This window comes from Bradyrhizobium sp. NAS96.2 (genome assembly GCF_001908235.1).
GTDB lineage: Bacteria > Pseudomonadota > Alphaproteobacteria > Rhizobiales > Xanthobacteraceae > Bradyrhizobium.
This window is the reverse complement of sequence record NZ_LGHK01000140.1, coordinates 14,016-32,143: the sequence shown is the minus strand read 5'-3', so window position 1 is coordinate 32,143 and position 18,128 is coordinate 14,016. Positions and strand designations below refer to the sequence as shown.

At 58.3% G+C, this 18,128-nt stretch carries 16 protein-coding genes; 7 read left to right on the top strand and 9 right to left on the bottom strand.

The annotated features are described in order from the left end of the window. The first annotated feature begins 194 nt into the window (after positions 1–194). Together AC628_RS43205 and AC628_RS27535 are read left to right on the top strand one after the other, a co-directional pair. A complete protein-coding gene (locus AC628_RS43205; RefSeq protein WP_143201835.1) occupies positions 195–743 on the top strand; it encodes an SET domain-containing protein-lysine N-methyltransferase in 549 nt (182 codons plus the stop codon). Positions 744–861: 118 nt separating this feature from the next. After that, positions 862–1,764, top strand: coding sequence for a tyrosine-type recombinase/integrase (locus AC628_RS27535; protein WP_074129936.1), 903 nt, complete (start codon positions 862–864; stop codon positions 1,762–1,764). Positions 1,765–1,836: 72 nt separating this feature from the next. Here the strand turns inward: AC628_RS27535 and AC628_RS27530 are convergent, their stop codons facing one another. From AC628_RS27530 to AC628_RS27520, 3 genes are all read right to left on the bottom strand, one after another. Next, positions 1,837–2,706: a nucleotidyl transferase AbiEii/AbiGii toxin family protein gene (locus AC628_RS27530; protein WP_074129932.1), complete on the bottom strand. Its 870-nt coding sequence runs from the start codon at positions 2,704–2,706 to the stop codon at positions 1,837–1,839. Next, complete coding sequence (locus AC628_RS27525) at positions 2,694–3,779, bottom strand: hypothetical protein (protein WP_074129931.1); 1,086 nt, start codon at positions 3,777–3,779, stop codon at positions 2,694–2,696. Before AC628_RS27525 ends, AC628_RS27530 begins: the two co-directional genes overlap by 13 nt. 334 nt (positions 3,780–4,113) lie before the next feature. Next, complete coding sequence (locus AC628_RS27520) at positions 4,114–5,094, bottom strand: GTP pyrophosphokinase (RefSeq protein ID WP_168193465.1); 981 nt, start codon at positions 5,092–5,094, stop codon at positions 4,114–4,116. Between the two features lie 324 nt (positions 5,095–5,418). On the opposite strand from AC628_RS27520, the gene AC628_RS27515 reads away from it, so the two are divergent. The 4 genes from AC628_RS27515 to AC628_RS44260 all read left to right on the top strand — a co-directional run bounded on the left by AC628_RS27515 (position 5,419) and on the right by AC628_RS44260 (position 13,258). Beyond that, complete coding sequence (locus AC628_RS27515) at positions 5,419–6,738, top strand: DUF4365 domain-containing protein (RefSeq protein ID WP_074129929.1); 1,320 nt, start codon at positions 5,419–5,421, stop codon at positions 6,736–6,738. Further along, complete coding sequence (locus AC628_RS27510; RefSeq protein ID WP_074129928.1) at positions 6,735–8,171, top strand: argonaute/piwi family protein; 1,437 nt, start codon at positions 6,735–6,737, stop codon at positions 8,169–8,171. Before AC628_RS27515 ends, AC628_RS27510 begins: the two co-directional genes overlap by 4 nt. 414 nt (positions 8,172–8,585) lie before the next feature. Then, complete coding sequence (locus AC628_RS27505; protein ID WP_143201832.1) at positions 8,586–11,600, top strand: AAA family ATPase; 3,015 nt, start codon at positions 8,586–8,588, stop codon at positions 11,598–11,600. Further along, positions 11,591–13,258 carry a hypothetical protein gene (locus tag AC628_RS44260; protein ID WP_168193464.1) on the top strand — a complete coding sequence of 556 codons (1,668 nt, stop codon included), beginning with the start codon at positions 11,591–11,593 and terminating at the stop codon, positions 13,256–13,258. Before AC628_RS27505 ends, AC628_RS44260 begins: the two co-directional genes overlap by 10 nt. Positions 13,259–13,550: 292 nt before the next feature. Here the strand turns inward: AC628_RS44260 and AC628_RS43190 are convergent, their stop codons facing one another. The 5 genes from AC628_RS43190 to AC628_RS27480 are packed head-to-tail and all read right to left on the bottom strand — an operon-like array spanning position 13,551 to position 17,151. Further along, positions 13,551–13,742 carry a hypothetical protein gene (locus tag AC628_RS43190; RefSeq protein ID WP_143201830.1) on the bottom strand — a complete coding sequence of 64 codons (192 nt, stop codon included), beginning with the start codon at positions 13,740–13,742 and terminating at the stop codon, positions 13,551–13,553. Continuing rightward, a complete protein-coding gene (locus tag AC628_RS27495; protein ID WP_074129925.1) occupies positions 13,739–15,094 on the bottom strand; it encodes a hypothetical protein in 1,356 nt (451 codons plus the stop codon). The genes AC628_RS43190 and AC628_RS27495 overlap by 4 nt, the downstream gene beginning before the upstream one ends. Positions 15,095–15,126: 32 nt before the next feature. Beyond that, positions 15,127–15,543: a ubiquitination-like system serine protease family protein gene (locus AC628_RS27490; RefSeq protein WP_074129924.1), complete on the bottom strand. Its 417-nt coding sequence runs from the start codon at positions 15,541–15,543 to the stop codon at positions 15,127–15,129. Then, the gene (locus AC628_RS27485; protein ID WP_074129923.1) at positions 15,540–16,721 is read right to left on the bottom strand and encodes a ThiF family adenylyltransferase; all 1,182 of its coding nucleotides are present in this window, start codon (positions 16,719–16,721) and stop codon (positions 15,540–15,542) included. The genes AC628_RS27490 and AC628_RS27485 overlap by 4 nt, the downstream gene beginning before the upstream one ends. Then, positions 16,696–17,151: a multiubiquitin domain-containing protein gene (locus tag AC628_RS27480; protein WP_210190267.1), complete on the bottom strand. Its 456-nt coding sequence runs from the start codon at positions 17,149–17,151 to the stop codon at positions 16,696–16,698. Before AC628_RS27480 ends, AC628_RS27485 begins: the two co-directional genes overlap by 26 nt. Before the next feature lie 135 nt (positions 17,152–17,286). Here AC628_RS27480 and AC628_RS27475 point away from each other — a divergent pair, with 135 nt between their 5' ends. After that, on the top strand, positions 17,287–17,667 hold the full coding sequence (locus AC628_RS27475) for a helix-turn-helix domain-containing protein (RefSeq protein WP_074129922.1): 381 nt from the start codon (positions 17,287–17,289) through the stop codon (positions 17,665–17,667). Between the two features lie 92 nt (positions 17,668–17,759). On the opposite strand, the gene AC628_RS27470 is transcribed toward AC628_RS27475, so the two are convergent. Further along, the gene (locus AC628_RS27470; RefSeq protein ID WP_074129921.1) at positions 17,760–18,104 is read right to left on the bottom strand and encodes a hypothetical protein; all 345 of its coding nucleotides are present in this window, start codon (positions 18,102–18,104) and stop codon (positions 17,760–17,762) included. Positions 18,105–18,128 lie beyond the last annotated feature (24 nt).

The window sequence follows — 18,128 nt, the reverse complement described above, 5'->3', positions numbered from 1 at the left end:
AGGTAAGTTGAACCTCGGCCCAGGCTTCGTTTGCGATGCGTTCAACGACGGCTTCTGAAGCCCAAATGGTCTTGGCCATTGACCGTTGGCTTCCTATAAACAGGTGTTATGCGAGATGTTGACCGACTCCGGTCGAGTGTATCAACATCTTCAAGTTGCATTTCGACATTCGACCTTGTTCTGGGAGTACCCGGTTGCTGATCGTTGAGACCTACATTGCGCCTAGCAAGATCCACGGTTTGGGCGTCTTTGCCGCCGCGCCGCTCAAGGTCAGTACGTGCATTTGGGTATTTGATCAGGCCATTGATCAAGAAATAAAGGTGGAGCAACTCGGTGGTTTGCCCGACCGGGTACGGAATACGCTGCTATCGCGCTGCTTCGTGACGGATGCAGGGCAACTGATACTGTCGCGAGACAATGGAGTATTTTTGAACCACACCGGGACGCCGAACCTGTCGAGCGGACTGGACGGATGTGTCGCCATCCGTGATATCGCCAGGGATGAAGAACTGACCGAAGATTACCGGTTGTTGGCTCCAGGCGCCTGCCGGGCATTCCTGGATCGCGGACCCGCAACGCCAGCAGTGAATAGCCAGTGGATTGGCATTGCAGACACAGATCGAGCACTGGCAGATCGGTCGCTTCCGCAACGCCTCGCCGCAGCGACCGGACTTCTGGCTCATGCTGTCCGGCTACTTCGCCGCTGCCCGAACATCACCCGATCGTCCACGTACTGCTCGTAAAGCTTGGCGTTGATCATAGTTCATTCGGTAACTGTAATCCCCAAGATCATCGCGGGGGACGTAGCCGCCGCGCCTACGATGCGGCACATGTGCACCAGATTATCTGCAGGAGCACATGGTGAAACTGCCGACCCTCATCAAGAAATTCTTGACGTTTTGCTCGATCGAGCGACACCTCTCCGAGAACACGCTTCTGGCCTATTCCTATGACCTCGCCGATTTTCGCCGCTGGCTACCACTCAGAAGCAGATCTCAGCCGATCACCACGGATATCTTGCGGGCATATCTCGAAAACATGCGGCTGGAGCGGTCGCAGTCGACGGCGACAATCCGTCGCCGCCTCGCCTGCCTACGGACCTTTTTCCGTTACCTGCACGACGAAGGATTGGCCTCCGACCCGTTCGTCGGTTGGCGGCTCAAGCTCGCCCGGCGCAAGAGACTGCCTCGCGCGCTAACGGGCGACGAGACCGCGGCATTGCTTGCTTCGGCAGGCTTCTCACCGGCACGCAGGCGATTGCGACTAAACGAGAGAATAGAGGTCGCCCTGATGATCGCCACCGGAATACGGGTCGGTGAACTATGCAAACTCGATCTCGACGATGTTTCGCACGATGCGGCGAGTCTGCGGATTCGTGGCAAAGGCTCTCGCGATCGCGTGGTCTATGTCACGAATCCAGTGCTTCGGCACTCGCTTCGCAGGCGCGTCGAAGAACGCCGCCGCCTATCGGGCAAAGGCGCACTCTTCCTCAATCAGCGCGGATCCCGATTGACGCCTCACGCCTTCCGATCTCAACTGGCTGGCCTTGCGCGGCAAGCGAACAGCAAGCGACGGGTCACGCCACACATGCTTCGGCACACGGCCGCGACGCTCTTGATCGAGCGTGGTGTCGACATCCGCATTGTGCAGCGGCTGCTTGGGCACTCGAGCATCGCAACGACGGAAATCTATACGCACGTCTCCGATGAAGCATTGCGGCGCACTTTGGAGCAAGCCAATGTGATCGGATCGTTAGCCGCTTAAGCAGTTGGTCGGACTTTTTGTGCGTGGGTCGAGATCACGAATACCCAATCCCGGCAGCAAGATTGGCAGGAGCTAGTTGCGCAATCCCAAAGCGCGAAGCCAGGCATCGACCTGTCCGAATGCGTCCTGTTGCCACTGCTCGGGTGTTCGTGCGGCGAGTATGCTGGTATCTTGTACAAAGCGGCGAACGCAGGTGGGGCCGTAACTATCGATTGCTTCGAATTTCTGAGCGATGAATGCATAGCCCTTGACCGCGCTTTCTTCTGCCAGGAGCGGCTTGCATAGTTCGGCCAGGGCTTCCGGCCCCCCGGCATAGTTGCGGATGCAGTAGTAGATGTCGTAGGCGTCCTTCTGCTTGTAGCGCCCCTGCAGAGCGTGCCCCTTCATAGCGAGCAACGCCGGGATCGAGCAGACGGCGATCTCGACGCGATTGGTCCCGCCGTTCGGCATCGGCCCAACGACGACAACCAATTCATGGAACCGCAAGGCGAGATCGGCGCCATCGGCTCGTTGAACGGCGAACTCTGCAACAAGCGGCGGCCTGTTCTTAACAATCGTCGCGTTCCGCGGCATCAGGAAATCGACGATAACGTCAATGGCGGGATCGTCGTCGGGTGCCAGCACGCTGCGGACCAGTTGAAATGGCCGCAATTGGTCACGCTGCGCGTAGCCATGCTTCATCAATTCTTCCACCAGCAGGGCATACTGACCATAGCCAAGTGCTTCCGCATCGAGGCTCAGATCGACGTCGAGTGAGCCGACATGCGGCATCTCTTCGTTGTTGAGCAGGAGCCAGGGCACGGCGCCGCCGATCACGGCGAATTTGCCGGCAAAGCTGCCGAGGATCTGTCCGATTTCGATCAGGACGCTCTTGACGGCTGCCGTGGTGCGATCGTCGTAGTCGGCCGCCGATTGCGGCTCCTGCTGCGTTACGCCGGCCAATTGAGCCTCGTACGCCGCAGATGCTCTGCTGCTTCCCCTCCACGTTCGCCGGCCGTGCAAAGATCGAGATAGGTCTGCACGTCACTGGTACAGAACACACCCGGCGCCGGCTCGATCGCGTCGCGAAAAACCCCATCGTCTTTTGGCACCATGACGACGACATTCTCCCCCTTCGAGGACGGAGCAAGCTTGAGCTGCTGCTTGAGCAATTCAACGCCCGCACTATCCGCGTAAAAGTATTGCGTGGCGGTCCTGCCATAAGGCGCCAGCCAATGCGCCGCCGAGAACGACGCAAACACGGCTCGACCGGCCCTTGAGTGCGGATCAAGAACGTGGCGAGCCGCCTCTTCGAGCGCCTTGCCATGGAGAACGGTGTAAAACCCCACACGCTTCGCCTCGAGCGGCTCGTGAGCGGCGCGCCACGCGTCAAGCAAAACACCGGGCTCTGACAGCAACAGGCCATCTTCAGACAACCGCGCCCATTCGCGATCGAGCAGGCCGGCCCGCACGTTGCTGACATGGCCCAGGCTGACGTCAGCGTCCCGGGCGAGGTCGGCGACACGCCAGGCCTGCTTTGGCTCGCGCAGCATCAGGCGCAGTATTTGCGCCGATTTCGGCTTGAAGAGGGACTTGAGCTCGCGCCGCTCGGCGGGTGGCGCGTAAGCAACCAGCTTCTCGATAAAGACGCTGTCAAACACGAGGCGCGCGTTGCCCGCCAGATCGACAAAGCCGACATTGTTCTCGCGGCATACGGCCTGAGCCTCCGGCGAGAGATAGGGAGCGATGAAGATGGGCACTGCTTTCCGTCCAAGGCGCGCCGCAAGATTGCGCAAGTCCAGCAGTCCCGAGCGGACATGGCGCGGTTGCCCGCTCGACTTCACTTCGCACAGAAGCAAGCGCGGCTCATTGCCGATCTGAATGTGAGCAACGATATCGGCGCCCCGGTCGCGGCTCGACGGCGGCTCGACATCGATCGCTTCGACCTGGATCGCCGGCACCTCCCCGATTATCTTACCGAGGACCCCAACCGCCCGGCTTTCCAGCTCTTTCACCTGTTCGGTCACTTTCAACATCCGCTGAAAATAGCATCTTCAGTGAAAAAGTCAATATATTTCACTGAAATAGGCCATTTCAGCAAACGTTGAAAGCACCCAAATCCATGAAATACACCATATTATAGAACGACTTAGGCTACCCAGCCCCCGGTTGCGAGCGGGGCCTTTCATCCCCGCCGTCCCATGACCGGCGCGCTTGGGGCAAAGCTTCCGCCGATAGCGCGCATCGATCGTTAGCTTCCAAATGCGTTGGCCGGACGCCTTGTACCTGCGCGGAGATCAGCCACACTCCTGATCCCCGCAGCATAGCCCGCCGGGCTGCACGGACTTGTTTCGCTCAGCGTCGGGCTCGCTATTTCGCAACCAGGCTCTGAAACCTGTCGAAAGCAGCCCGTGTCCTCGCCGCAAAGCCGTGCTTTGCCCGGAACTTTTGGTCAACGAACCCCAGCGACTTCGTCAGGAAGTCGGTACCGGTCTTGAACCACTCGGGATTTTCGTTCCGATAGGCGTCCACCGCGAGGCTGGCCCGATCGACGACTGCGTTGAGCTCGCGCAAGGTCGGATAGTGCTTCACGTCGATGTCTCTCAGCAACATCTGTGTCAAACGTTCAGATGCATCAAGCTGCGGAAACTTCCAGCGCGCGTAAGCCATCACGGTGTCGAAATCCAGCGGTTGAGCCAGGAAGGCTGGCCGGTCGTTTTCCTTCTGCCGGATCTCGCTGACATAGGCCTCCCTCTTCTCTCTAACGGAGTCGAACACCGCTTGTGCGATCTCGAGGAGCGATGCAACGTTGTTGAGGTCCCGGCGCAGTCGCTCGGGTGTCGAGCCTTCGTTCTTGTAGACAAGCTGGTGCGCAATCAGCGCCCAAGCATCTTGCAAGACCGTCCGCACCTGAATCTCACAATCGAGATCAGTAATGCCGTCATATCGTCCGCCGGCGTAGCCCGCGCCCAGCCTGACAACATAGGCCTTGCCGTTGTAACCCATCCTGTCCGCGCCGAGATCGAGCGCTTTGTCGATACGTTCGCGGACATCGAACGCCGCCCCAATGATCTCGGCGACCTTTGCAAGCTCCGCTTCATAGGCGCACACCACACGAACACCAGCGAGATCGGTTGTTTGCGAGAGCGGACTCGTGTAGCCCTTGCGCCCAATCTTAGTCTCAAAGCTGTCCAGCGTCTTTGTCCGGTGACTAAGGGAGACCGGAGCAAGTCCAGCTGCCGCTAGTTTGGCGGTGAGGATATCGCGGATTTCCGGGGCGAGCTTTTCGTAGAGCGGTCGGATCCTCGCGTATTCATCGCGCCTTGCGCCGACATCGTCAGTTTCGCTCATGTCCATCGGCCTCGGTCAGATCGCAATGCAGCGGCATAATTGAGCGCCTCACTCACGCCGTCTCAAGATTGGTGGGTGGATGATCTCTCAGGGGCACTTGCCGGAACGCAAAAGCGTCAGCGCGCCGGTCCCGCAACCCCAGGCGGAACAATTACAAGGCACCGCATTGACCTGAGTTGCACCACCGAAAATCGCAACCGCGTCAACCAAACTGTGAGCAAAATTCGTGATTCGCATAGCTTTGATTCGCTTCGTGCCGAGAAAACGGTGGATGGCAACGAAAAGCACCTTACTTCTGTTCCCGTAACGTTCTAAGCTAATCTCATGGCAAAATCCATCACAACAAGTCAGCTGTTGGGCGAAATTGGCGAGGCGGCTATCCGCTTACGCTTTCTCCATATTGGATTCCAGTTTGACGGCCGCTCGCGACTAGAAGCCGGCGTGGATGGCATCGCGGAAGTCATGGACAGAGGAAAACCACTTGCCCGCATGATCGCTGTACAAGTCAAGGCAAGGGAAGCGGCGCGCTATTCGGGTGAAGACGAGGCTGGCTTCAGCTATCTGCTACGCCCCGATGACCTCGCCTACTGGCGAGGGTCGAACCTTCCGATCATTATCGTTCTCTACCGTAGGTCGGACGAAACCTATTTCTGGAAGGAAGTCGGCGGCTTTCTGGAGGAGGAACGCAGGCTGCAATTCGACAAACAGCGCGACATTCTCGATGCGAACGCTGTAGACCGGCTCGCAGCCTTGACCGTGCCAAAGGCTGGCTTTGGCTACTATGTTCCGCCATTAGGCGGTGGCGAGGAAGCGCTGGTCAATATTCTGCCGATCACGCTGCCAGGCGAGATATTCATATCATCAACGCCGCACACGTCGAAGAAGGCTACATCTATTCTGCTGGATGGCGATGAGCCAGCACGCTTCGACTGGGTCATCAAGGGCGGGACCTTCTGGTCGTTCTCCGATCCACGCAAGTCCGTCTGCAGACACATCGTGGACCTTGACCAGGTCGAAGCGATCGACACGAAATCTATCGCATTCCACGAAGATCATGATGAACAGAACAACTTCGCTTTCCTGCTGCGCATGGCACTTGGCCATCAGGTGCGCGAAGACCTCTGCTGGAACAAGGACCGGAAGCTGTACTACTACCGCGCGCTGACCGAGAACAAGTCGAGAATGTTCGCCTACGAAGCATCCAAAAGAAAGACGTCAGCCGAGGTCGTGAACGTTGCACAAAATAAGGCGGACACTTCCCGCGTTGACTTTGTTCGGCATCACGCATTCGCTCCTCGATTTGAGCGGCTTTACGACCAATGGTATCTGGTCATCAACCCGACCTATTTCTTCACCACTAACGGATTTATCCCGCATTCGTATCCTGCGGCGCTTTTGGCGGGAAAGAAGCGGCTTGACAACAGCGCATCGCTGCGCGGTCAAGTGGTCATGTGGCACCGCTTCTTGAGTCAGTCGCAACGTGACGAGAACAATCTTTTCGCCAAGAAATCCGCAGAGCCACGCTTGATTTTTTCAGAGCCGCCCACGGTGGCATTGGCGACCCGCGTTCCGGAAGATAGCTGGGGATCCCAGAAAAAGCCCTTACCGGACGCTGATGACGGGCAGGAGCTGATGTTCGGATGAAATTCGACACTAAAATATTCGACGAGCCGCATCTGGAGTTCGGCGACAAGCACCATCATCCGGACCCACGCCTGGGCCTGTTTGAGGCGGGCCCGCTTCAGATCCCACTTGGTGATGTCGTCAAGATCGCAGTGGTCGGCAACGCAAAGACGGTAGAGGATGCGAAGGAGTTCTTCGTCGAGGCCACAGCCGGCTTCGCAGGCAACGGTGAGAAGCATCCAAATCTTCATCCGGACTTTCCAGGGCTTGGGAATCAGAATCCCTTCCGCTGCAAGTTCGAGATCGCGGACGGCGCAACCGCGGCTATCACGCAAACGAAAATCGACAAGATTTGCAAAGAACCGCATCACGGCAAAGCTGTCGAGATGGCCGTTGATGAAATCGTTCAGCAACTAGAAACTCTCGACGAGGGAAGTCATCGGCCTGACGTTGCTATTGTAGCTCTCCCGGTCAGCCTGATCGAACGCGTGTGGAACGCCAAAATCGATTCAAAGGCAACGACCGAGAAAGACGACAGTGGCGGATCGGACGCGCCTGATTTTCGCGGCATGCTCAAAGCCAAAGCGATGGGGTTGAGTTTTCCAATTCAGATCGTCTGGGAAGACGTGTTTGACGAGGCCGCGAGCATCCCGCGCAAAATCAAGGAAAACCGCGCACGGAAGATTCAAGATAAGGCTGGACGGACATGGAACCTGTTCACCACGCTGTATTATAAGGGCACGGGCCGCATTCCGTGGCGCAAGATGGCGCAGGATGGTGAGTTCACGGCCTGCTACATCGGCGTCAGCTTTTACCGCGAGGTCGGCGGGCAGCAGCTCTTTACCAGCGCCGCCCAGATGTTCGACGAGCGAGGTCGTGGCTTCGCCCACACGGAAAGTCGCGGCAGGCATCCTTACATGACTGAGGACGACGCAAAACAGCTTATCGCCGACGCGTTGGCGGCTTACAAAAATCACCATAAGCACTATCCGGCACGCGTGATCGTGCTGAAAACCTCGCAATTTCGCGAAGAGGAGGCTAGTGGCATTCTGGAGGCGATTGACGAAGCCAGCGCCGAGCTTCGCGATTTGGTTTGGGTTCAGGAGTCTTATTCGGTGAAAGTCTTGCGGGACGGCAATTACCCGGTGATGAGGGGAACCTTCGTGGAGCTCGATGGCAAAGGGCTGCTATATACAAACGGCAGCATTCCCTATTACGGGACCTATCCGGGGATGTATGATCCAAAGCCGTTGCTGTTGTGCCCATACGAAGGCCATGACAGCACCATCGCGCAGATTGCTAGCGAAGTTCTGTCGCTGACCAAGATCAACTGGAATTCGACGCAGATGAATCAGAAGCTTCCCATACCCATTCGAGCAGCACGCTCAGTTGGAGAAGTACTAAAATATGTGACTGACGGAAAGGTCAGTACAGACTACGCAAAATATATCTAGTCCCCCCCAACGAGAAAACGCCTGCGACAATGTGTCGATACGCGCGCTGCATGCGGACGCAGTCAAACGGAGCGCCAGGGCTCGCATGGACTAGCAATTCGGTTGACCATCAGGGACCGCTAGTATGTGTGCGCAAAAGAGCGGGCTTGATCTATTGCCGCACGCGTCAGCGGTAGAAAAGTTCGTTGTTAAAGCGCCGCGGCTTCTGCACCCAAACAGACCGGCTCGGATTGCTTCCGTTGCCCTCAAAAACTTGGTGAGCAAGGTTACGCTTCACCACCTTGGCCACAAGTTGTAGTTGCTTACTATGGGCAGCCGGGCGATCATCACGGAGATTATGGTCTGCCTCCGTTATATTCTTGGTCGCACATTGTCGTCGCCGATCGGGACAGGCCTCAACTGTGCGAAGTGAGCATGTCCGAAACTGCGTTCCGTTTTCTCCTGCAAGACGACTTGCAGCCATTCCGCCCATCGCGTTGTTTCATTGTAGCGGATCCCAATAGCAACGATCGAAGACAGTGGACGTTGCGACTGGATCGTCCCAAAGATGCTGCCTGGGTCTATGAGTTGGACGACATCAAGGACTGGATGCTTCACGGCACCAAGCCGGTCCGGAAGATCTTCTACGATTCAAGCAATCCGCACACTCCCTTTCGGGAGCTGGAACGTGACGAAGTTTTTCGGGCGTATCTCAGGAAAATCCTGGAGGGGCTCCCACCGCAGTTCAGGAATCGGCGCAAATACGCTCTGATGCCATCGATTGGCGACGAAAAAACCAGAACGCGCTACAAGGACGCCGTCGAAGCTGCGATTCCCGGCATCACCATCGTGCCGGAACCCGAGATGGTCGCCGAGTATTTTCGCCTTCTCAAGCGTACGCTCAAGCTCGAGACTGGGACCAACAACGTCCTCCTTGTCATCGACGTGGGTGCCTCGACCGCCAACATGACTTTGGTGTTGAGCCGGCGAGATGGCACGATCGTTGAGGCCGATGCGAAAGGAGCACAGCGAGACCTTCGTGTGCGCGCGTTGAGGGGCGACAGTGTCGGTCATGCGGGGCGCTGGGTTGATGTCCGGCTTGCGGAAATTCTTGGTGTAGACGACTTTCTGCTGGAAAAGGAGCGCGACCGTACCCTGCGCGCGGTAGAGCGAGCAAAGGTGCGGTCTAGCCACGCGAACGTCGTGGCCCCTGTCGAGGTTCCGTCGGCCACTCCCCTGTTTATCGATCGACGAACCCTCGAGACCGTAGCCAACGAGCTCTGGCAAGCGCTGCAGCCTCTGTTCGAAAGGCTGTGTGAGCGCCTCTATGAGAACCAGATCTCGTCAGAAGATGCCCGCCGCAAGAGCGAGGAGCGGCTTCGCGATCGCAACGTCGGTTCGGCAAAGGAGGCCTATCGCCTCATCGATACCATCTTGCTGGCCGGAGGGACGAGCCTGCTGCCCGGCTTTGAGGATGCGATGATGTCAACGCTGTTCCCGGACGACCATCGCCCAACGGTGCTTCGGGTGGGAAGTTCGTTCGCGATTGCCGCCGCGGCCGGCGGGCTCGCCCACATTCTTCATAATTACGATCCACCGCGTCTGCGTGAACCGGATGGACAAGGCGGCAATGTCTTCAAGGCACCATTGGAGTCCACGCTCGCCTATCCGCTGTTGCTGGGCGTCAAGCAACCGGCAGAGCTGGAACAGCAGGTTACCGTACTCGATCCGAACGATCCCTTCATCGACGACGGAGGCAAGCGTCCCATTTCCGATCTGCCGGCCTTCGCAAAGGGTGCGCAGCCACGAATGCGGCTGATCCCGGGCGGCGCAGCAGGTGTTGCGGCTCGTCAGGGTCGAAAATTCGACGCTTTTCGTGTCCGTCAATCACCAGGCAGGATGGAGGTCGAATGGGATCCGGCAAAGCAGCGGGCGACCATCCACTCCGAGCAGGTCGAGGGAACCAAGGGCTCTCTCTGGATTGACGCCAATACGCTTCGAACGCGCCAGGAATCCTCGCTGGATCCCTTCGATGGCCCTCTGCAGCCCGGAGCTCTCGCGGTCGACGCGGCGGAAGACGTGGTGCTCGATCTCGGGATGTCAAAAATCGTTGCCCTGACTGCGGATCGCGGCTGGATTTCCGCGGAAGAGCTCGATCGCGTCGTGCTGGAAGGTCTCGACGAATCCGATTTGCTGCCGAAGACCGAGAGCGAGCCCGACGCAGCGCTCGATGCAAAAGGCACGGATACGTCTGAAGCGACCCTGTCCCCGCAAGATGTGGAAATTGTAACGCCCGCCCCTCCTTCGCTTGCGGAAACGGCTTCTGTGGTCGGACAAGCCGCCGAGGTGGCGATCAACGATGACCGCCGCAGAGCGCACAGCAGCGCAGAGCCTGCCCTGTCAGTCGTGCCGCTTGCTCCGGCGCCCGCGGTTCAACCCAATCTTGACGAAGAGAGCCGATTTGACTGGGACGCCCGCATTTCTGACTCTCGGTTCTCCCATGCTCTCGATGCACTCCGAGAATCGCTGAAAGCGACAGATCTTCATCTGCAGTTCGACGATATCGTCGTTGCGCTATTGGCGCTGGCCGTGCGCCCAATCGTCCTGCTTGCTGGACCTCCCGGCTGTGGCAAGTCGACGCTCGTTCGCACAATCGCGCGCATCTTAGGGAGAGAGGGAGGACAGACGTTCCACGAAGTTGCCGTTCAGGCGCATTGGGAGAACGATCACGTGCTGTTCGGGGACGACGGAGAGCTGCGTCACTTGCTTGGAGGTGATCCGGACTCGCATTTGATTCTTTTCGATGAGTTCAACCTGACGCGTCCTGAATACTACCTGTCACGGCTGTTCCACGCGCTCGATGGCGGCGACGGCGCCATCACGCGCGAGCTGAAGATGGCTCCATGCCGGATCTTTGGTACGATGAACATCGACGATTCCTCGCGGCCACCATCGCCGAAAGTGATCGACCGGTGCTTTCTTCTTGAGCTCGCACAGGTCCCTTGGGACGCAGTCAACCCGACGGTGTTGACCAGGCTTGAATCAGTACCGGTGCTGCCGGGCCTGCCGAGTGCCGCAGTCGATGGTGCGAGCACCGATGAGCGCGTCGATGCCGTGCTGCATGCGCTGCACGTCGCCGTTTTTGAACATGATCTACGCCATGACCTTCTACCTTCCCGGCGCGTCATCGCCGACGTCAAGGCGATTTTGAGCCTGCATCATCGATTGGACCTGCAAGGCAAGGGGCTGTTGAAGCGGGACGAACTCGTCGACCGAGTCCTTGCAAGCCGGATCCTGGTGAAGATAGCCGGCGCCTTCGATCAATTGCAGCCGGCGCTGGATGCCCTGGAAAAGGCGGTCGAGGGCGCCGAGGAGCTTCCCCGCACCCGACGGCGTCTGAAGCTGGCGCGCCAGCAGGCACGACTTGGATTTGTGTCGCCTTGGCAATAGGACAGACCTTCATTGAAGCCGTGCGGGTTGCAGGCGCCGACGGCGTCAGCGTCGAATACGCCTGGGAGCCCAAGACGTGGTACCTCATTCGTGATGATGCCCCGTATCTCGATGTCCTGATCAGGGGCCACCGGGCACAGGCCGAGAGCAAGGCAAAGCTGGAGCTGCTTGACGACCCCGCGCCGGAAGGTGCGCGATGGCAACGATGGGACCTCGAAGCCGAGCTGGCATATAATCGTCGCCTGGGCGAGGTGAGCCTGGCGTTGAAGGTGCCAAAAGGTTGCACCTTGCGGTGCTACATTATTCCAACACTGCTGCTCGGCTACCGTGACGTGATCGCGATGGTCGAGGATATCGAATTGGAGCTCGGAATAACCGCCGCCTGGGACATGGTCACTGAGCGTCCGGAGCGGACATGGAGCCGCCGCGCCGAAGGTGGGCAGACCATCGCGCCGTCCGAACTTGTTGGACTCGTGATCGAGGAACTGCCTGCAGCACTCTCGATCCGCCGAGATCCATTCGCGGAACTTGGACCTCATGCCAGGCGCGGCGTGCCGCTCGCCGAGAATGCCATCATCTCACACTGGGCGGTACGCAGGCATAGCCAGCTACTCGAGGCAGCCACCCTGGTTACGACTGAATTGAGCCTGCTCCGATTGAAGGGGACCAGGAGCAACTCCGAGGGGCGGCAAAAGAAGCTTGACGAGGAGATAGAGCGGCTGGTCGCCCTCGAATTCAAGCTGACAGAGCTGTCGAGGTCACTCACGCGTCTTCGCGACGAGGTGGAGCTGATGACCGTCCTCGTGCATCCAGGTCCCCTGTTTCAGCGCGATTATCGCCTTCGTCGGCTGCTTCGCGCATTCGCGCCTCGCATATCCGAGTCATTCTCTGCAATCGAGTCATCAAGGTCGCATTTTCCTCCGGTGTTCCTGAACAGTCTGTGGGCGCTTTGGGGCGCCGTATGGCTGGCCAAGGAATTCCGTCGGCTGGGTTTCACGGGCGCATGTTATGCGCAGGCAACAGACGTGGTGAGCTCCTGCTCCTGGCGCTTTCAGCGCGACGACATCGTTGTGGAGCTCGATTATGAGCCCGGCCCCGTATTCATCGATTACCAGGAGCTGCCGCCCGCCCATGATCGCACCGTGCCGGCCCTCGAATGGGCGGCGCGCAATCAGGAGCTGGATCCGGACCGTCCCTTTTTGGGCTCTGAACCTCGCTGCGCACCGGATTACATCATCCGGATCACCACCGCGCATACCAAATGTCTCGTGGTCGGGGATGCGTGTTTGGCAAGCCCGAAACACCATGGCAAGGGCCAGGACAAGACGAGCACAAAGCCATACACCGTTGAGCGATACAGGCGAACACTTGGCTGGGCGACCGGCGACCTGGTCGTCCGATGTCACCCTATGGGAGGATTTGTTGTGTTCCCTCCCCCCGCGGCGGCATGGCAGGACTTGCAGCAGATCCCGGGTGCGAGTGATTGCACGCTGCTTTGCCCAGGCCCCCAGCAGGATCCGGAAGCAAGCCGCCGGCTGGAGAACATGCTGCTGATGGTGGTGCCGCAGCTGGCATCGTCACTGGCACTGGGATCGTCACTGGCAAACGGCTCCGCCGCCTCACAGCACGCCGGCGAGCTTTTATTCAGCAACATCTAACGGAACGAGCGCTCTTGCCGCGAGGGATGGCAGCGCCGTGAGGGACGTTTTGAAGTCGCGGCCGGCAAGGTATTCTGCGTTCATCTGATAGCCCCGCCTGGAGGGTCCGCCTCAGGAAGAGCTCATATCGGGCAGCGTCGATGGGTCGCAAAATACGTCACATCAACCGGCGGACCAAGACAGAACCGCAAGCGCTTTCCTCTCACGAGAATGCCACAAACATCGTTGGGCCTGGCATGGAAGACCGCGGCCATCGGCGCAGGTGAGCTCCCCAAGCACGCGTCCTACTTGATCATCTTTTCGGATGCACCCGAGCCGGATCCCGACGCTCTCTTTCCTTCTCTTCGAGATCCTTGACCGCCTTTTGGGCCTGCTCTTCAGCGACGCGACGCAAACGCGCCGCCAACGTTTCGTCGTGAACTTCACCGGAGAGACCCGAAGATGGCGAACGGCGCAAGCGGCGCGCTTTTCTTCCTTCCATCATGCCTCGGCCTCACTGTCGTGGTTTCCTACGCCGAATTTCCTCCAAAAGAAGCGAGGATTCAACCGGGGATCGAAGTAATGTTTGCGTTTTACCCATACGAAGCCCTCGTGCCGCGAAATGACGGCAACGTCGATCGGACCACCTACGGTCTCCAGTTCGGCGGAAGCCCTTCTCTTTATAATTGTAATATTTACAAGTGCTTCAGCAAGGTTGGCCATCTCCTGCTTGGGCATCAAGCGGACCATATCCTCGATCGACCAGAAAAAATGGTTCTTCAGGTCATCGCTCGCCGAACCAAAATAGCTCTGCTTGAGCGAATCTGCGGCTATCTCGAGCGCCTGCTTCAATGCCTTCCTTCGCTCGCCGCCCAGACCAAGACTTGAACTGATGTGGGGCGCCAGGTCCTTAATCGCGCTGACGAAATAATGGGCGACCTGATCCTCCAGGATATCGTCGACCCCGTACAGGAAGCGTCGGGCAACATCAGGCTGCGCGAATGGAATGACTGTTCCCTGATTTTCGGACCGATCGACGTCATAGTAGTCGCCTTCGAGGCAGCGCAAGCTTCCGCCCAAGACGCCGTCGATTGTGACGTTGTGGAGCGAGGGAAACTGCTCACTGTCTCCAAAGCCGGCAAACACCAGCCCGGTGTGGGAACTGGTAAATACGTGGCGGCTGAAGACGTCGAGCACATATTGCCGCAGCGTCCGCTTGTCGGCGTCATCCAGAGGATAATTTCCGAACTGCTCGGCTGCGATCTGATCGATCAGCGCTGCCCGATCACTCAACCAGGTCTGCAGCGTGGTCTCGTCCAGTATTCTGGCGTGATTGGGATCTGCGGCTTTCAGCTTGTTGACAGTACTGATACTGCCGTAATCGATCAGCGCCCGGGTCTCTTCTCGTATCACCTCCGGCAGGATGTCTCTGATGCGCTGTTGCAGCGCCTTTGTCCGCCGCCTCGTGAGGAAAGGAATGCTCTTGCCACGCACTTTGCTGACCGGTTCCTGGAGAATCTCCCTGACGTTGCGGGTGAACTGACTTTCCTGCTGATCCTCGGTTGGCCTGTGCTTGACGTCGAGCCAATCAACGAAACATTGCGTCCAGTCGCAGACACTTTCACATGCGGTGCTCCCCTTTTCCTTCCTGAAATCCTTGATCAGGACTTCCCACGGATAACCGTAGAAATCGAGCGAGTTGTAGATCATGAGCCCGACCGGCTTCTTCTCCGACAACTCGAACAGCTTGTTCTCGGACGCGTAGGTCTTGGCATTGGAGCCGTGCCCTATCGTAACCACGCTGTCTGCAGCCAGCGCCACCGCGCTCCGATTAAGCACCGCGATTTCCGCAGTCATCCGCCTACCCCGTTCTTAAAGTGCTTCGTTGATCAGATTTCGCCTCGTCGCAACCAGTTCAGGAATCGCCCGGCGATGCTCGCCGGCCGCGCTGCGGTATCCGTCCCGCCGGGACGTTTCAAAGGCAACAGGTCATCGCTCAGCCGATCGGCGTCGATCTCTTCCTGGGACATGGCGCGAGCCCATACCACCCGATCGTTGCGCACGAAGTAGTGGGACTGGCATTGAAGGCCATAATTGCCGATCGATGGATGCAGCGAGACCGTCTCTCCATCGAATGTCACCGACCAGCCTTGTCTGCTGATCGGCGTCACCACCTTGGAGCCGCAGCCGCAGAAGCACCGGTGAGCCGCCGTGGCATAGGGTATCGAGACATAGATCACCCTGTCGGCGAGCTCGTCCGGTATGAAGTCCACGAATTCGTGGGAGATCGAAATGCTGCTTCTCATTGATCTTCATTCGCTAGGTCATTGCCGCCAATGGTATAGGTGCTAAAGAACTCGTGCTCCTGATCGAGATAGAACCCGAGCAGGCGCTTCCAGCGGATCACCGCCAGAGCCGCATTGAGCGCGTTCAGGTCGGCGATCTGTATATTCAGATCGTATTCGTTTCGGTCGGCGTTGGTGGCAAATGGGATTCGCCGCTTAGTCCAGACATGATCACGTTTGCCCTCGACACTGGTCGTGGTTCGGATGATCCCGCCAAGCTTGTCTTCACTGACGTAAAGACCCATTCCAACATCGATGAAAGGGGTCTTCAGTTCCTCAAGTTTCTTGACAATGCTGATCTTGTCGCCGCCCTCCATGCAGAGAAAAACGAAATCCAGCCCCTCCAGCATGGAAGCATTCGCGGCGGTCACATATGTCGGGTGAGTAATGATCCCCGACCGCATCCTATCGTAGAGCTCTCGAAAATAATCAACCTTCCTCAACTTCCGCTCCAGATCAAGCCCTGAAGCCGCCCCCGGCGCACGAAATGCGTTGTGCTGATAAAATACGTCCCCGTCGAAGAGATGAATTTCTCCGACCGGCGTCTTGGCAACCAGATCCAGCACATAGCCGCCAGTCCCACCGAGCCCGACGATGCCAACCCTGTTAATCTTCAGCTTGTCGGAGATCGCCACGATCTCGGCGCGGCTGGAGGCCGTATCCAGATAGCGAAACACCGAGCCGGCCTCTTCCCCCGCGACCAGCGGGAATGTTCTGGCCGTAGCATCGGGATCGAGCGCGCGGGCTGGACCACCGAGAATATCAGCGTAGGTGGTTATCTTGTCGTAGTAGTTCTCGTAGCGCCCCGTCGGCTGCGGCTTGGCAGAGAACGTTCGGTCTGCGGCAAGGCCGTCTGCGATGGGAACAACGGCATCGCTGTTGCGAATCCTCTCCAACGGACGGCCGCTCTGATCGCACGGAAACTCGCCGCCGAAGTGTATGGTGTGACTGTCCGGAGGCTGGATCCGGTCATTGGACAAAAGCAGCGAAGTCGCCAGAAATCCGCGTTTTACTTCCCTCCTTGCGTTCACATAGGGAACATCCCGCATGATCAGAAAACCGTTTCTGATCTGCACGTTGAAGCCTTCATCCCGGAGCCGCTTGAGCTCCGGGTTAAGATCGAACAGTCTGCGTGACATCGAAGATCATCCCATTCTTGATACGAACCGCCTCGCCTTCCAGCAGCGTCCCGTTCGGGTTCTGCTTCGGCCCGTGGCGATAGCGAACCGTGAACATGACGTTGTCCCCGGTCGGCAGGTTCGGAAAGGCGTATTTGACGACTTCGACGAACGAAAGCTTGGTTTCAGCGACTTCCTTCTTCTGGCCGTTGACGATAATCGCGATGGCCTTCTGCGAATAGAAGTGCTCGTCCTCCTTCAATTCCACGACGCTGTCGTCCCACGGGATCAACTCGTCTTCCTGATCACCCTCGACTTCGCGAAACAGATCACGATGCTTCGGGATGCCGGCCAGCTCGTAAAGCGCGGCCCCGGTTGTGCGCATCGGCGACGGAAAGACCTCGCGATCGACGTGGATACGGACTTCGGCGTGCTGCTGCTGATCGGTCATTTTCTGGCTCCCAAAGCTGAGGTTTGCTAATAATATCACGTCTGCTTAATAAATCAAGCAAAACTAAGCATGCTTGACATTTTAAGCACACTGCGTCATCCTGCAATGCGATATCGAACCCATGTTGGGTGCATCATGGCCAAAGGCGACGCTGAGACGGCGGGGGTGAATCTAGGCAGCTACCTGTCATCAATACGCGCGGACCGCGGGCTCACACTGCGCGAGGTGGAAGCCAGCACCGGAAACGAGGTTTCGAACGCCTACCTGTCCCAGATCGAACGCGGCGTGATCGCAAAGCCATCTGCGCGCGTGCTGGGCGCCCTGGCAGAGGTTTACAGGATCGACAACGTACATCTGCTCGAACTGGCGGGATATGTAAGTCCAGCGAGACGTGAGCCCCTTTCTCGCCGCGGTCGAACCAGCGCGCTTGCGGAGCACAATCTGACCCCCGAGGAAGAGGTTGCGATGCTTGAATATCTGCGCTGGTATCGGCATCAAAATCGGCCAAAAAGGTAATTTGCGACCGGCTGACCGGTATCACGTCGGTCCCGCGCAAAAGCCGCCGTGCCCGGCCGCGAGCCGATCGCGCTAGCAGGCTGTTGAAGAACTCAGCCGCGTTCGCAAACGAAGGCTGAGCCTTCGCCATTGTGGATGTAGAAGCGGCCGACGAGCCTGTCTGCAGTGCCGATCATAGCCCATCCGCGACCGCAGGACGGATCGTTCTCGTCGTGCCCTTCCCATGAGAACTCGGCGCAAGCCGATCCGTCGCGGGTGCCGTAGCGCACGTCCAAGAAGCCCTTGAGAGCCCCAAAGGCGATTTCGCCATCGGACTTGCCCTGGAAGGTGAGATGCGCCTCTTCGACAAGATCGAGGACGTCGCTATCCCAGACGTCCATCTCGACGATGCGCCAGCGGCCTGCAAAGGCCTTCGCGAGGCCGGGCACCTTGGCCATCAGCCGGTCTCCGTGATCAGCTTG

What these genes read in the sequence shown, in the direction of transcription:
- AC628_RS27525 (WP_074129931.1), bottom strand. Translation starts at nt 3,779, where the DNA reads ATGTTGAAAGTGACCGAACAGGTGAAAGAGCTGGAAAGCCGGGCGGTT.
- AC628_RS27520 (WP_168193465.1), bottom strand. Translation starts at nt 5,094, where the DNA reads ATGAGCGAAACTGACGATGTCGGCGCAAGGCGCGATGAATACGCGAGG.
- AC628_RS27515 (WP_074129929.1), top strand. Translation starts at nt 5,419, where the DNA reads ATGGCAAAATCCATCACAACAAGTCAGCTGTTGGGCGAAATTGGCGAG.
- AC628_RS27510 (WP_074129928.1), top strand. Translation starts at nt 6,735, where the DNA reads ATGAAATTCGACACTAAAATATTCGACGAGCCGCATCTGGAGTTCGGC.
- AC628_RS27505 (WP_143201832.1), top strand. Translation starts at nt 8,586, where the DNA reads ATGTCCGAAACTGCGTTCCGTTTTCTCCTGCAAGACGACTTGCAGCCA.
- AC628_RS43190 (WP_143201830.1), bottom strand. Translation starts at nt 13,742, where the DNA reads ATGATGGAAGGAAGAAAAGCGCGCCGCTTGCGCCGTTCGCCATCTTCG.
- AC628_RS27495 (WP_074129925.1), bottom strand. Translation starts at nt 15,094, where the DNA reads ATGACTGCGGAAATCGCGGTGCTTAATCGGAGCGCGGTGGCGCTGGCT.
- AC628_RS27490 (WP_074129924.1), bottom strand. Translation starts at nt 15,543, where the DNA reads ATGAGAAGCAGCATTTCGATCTCCCACGAATTCGTGGACTTCATACCG.
- AC628_RS27485 (WP_074129923.1), bottom strand. Translation starts at nt 16,721, where the DNA reads ATGTCACGCAGACTGTTCGATCTTAACCCGGAGCTCAAGCGGCTCCGG.
- AC628_RS27480 (WP_210190267.1), bottom strand. Translation starts at nt 17,151, where the DNA reads ATGACCGATCAGCAGCAGCACGCCGAAGTCCGTATCCACGTCGATCGC.
- AC628_RS27475 (WP_074129922.1), top strand. Translation starts at nt 17,287, where the DNA reads ATGGCCAAAGGCGACGCTGAGACGGCGGGGGTGAATCTAGGCAGCTAC.
- AC628_RS27470 (WP_074129921.1), bottom strand. Translation starts at nt 18,104, where the DNA reads ATGGCCAAGGTGCCCGGCCTCGCGAAGGCCTTTGCAGGCCGCTGGCGC.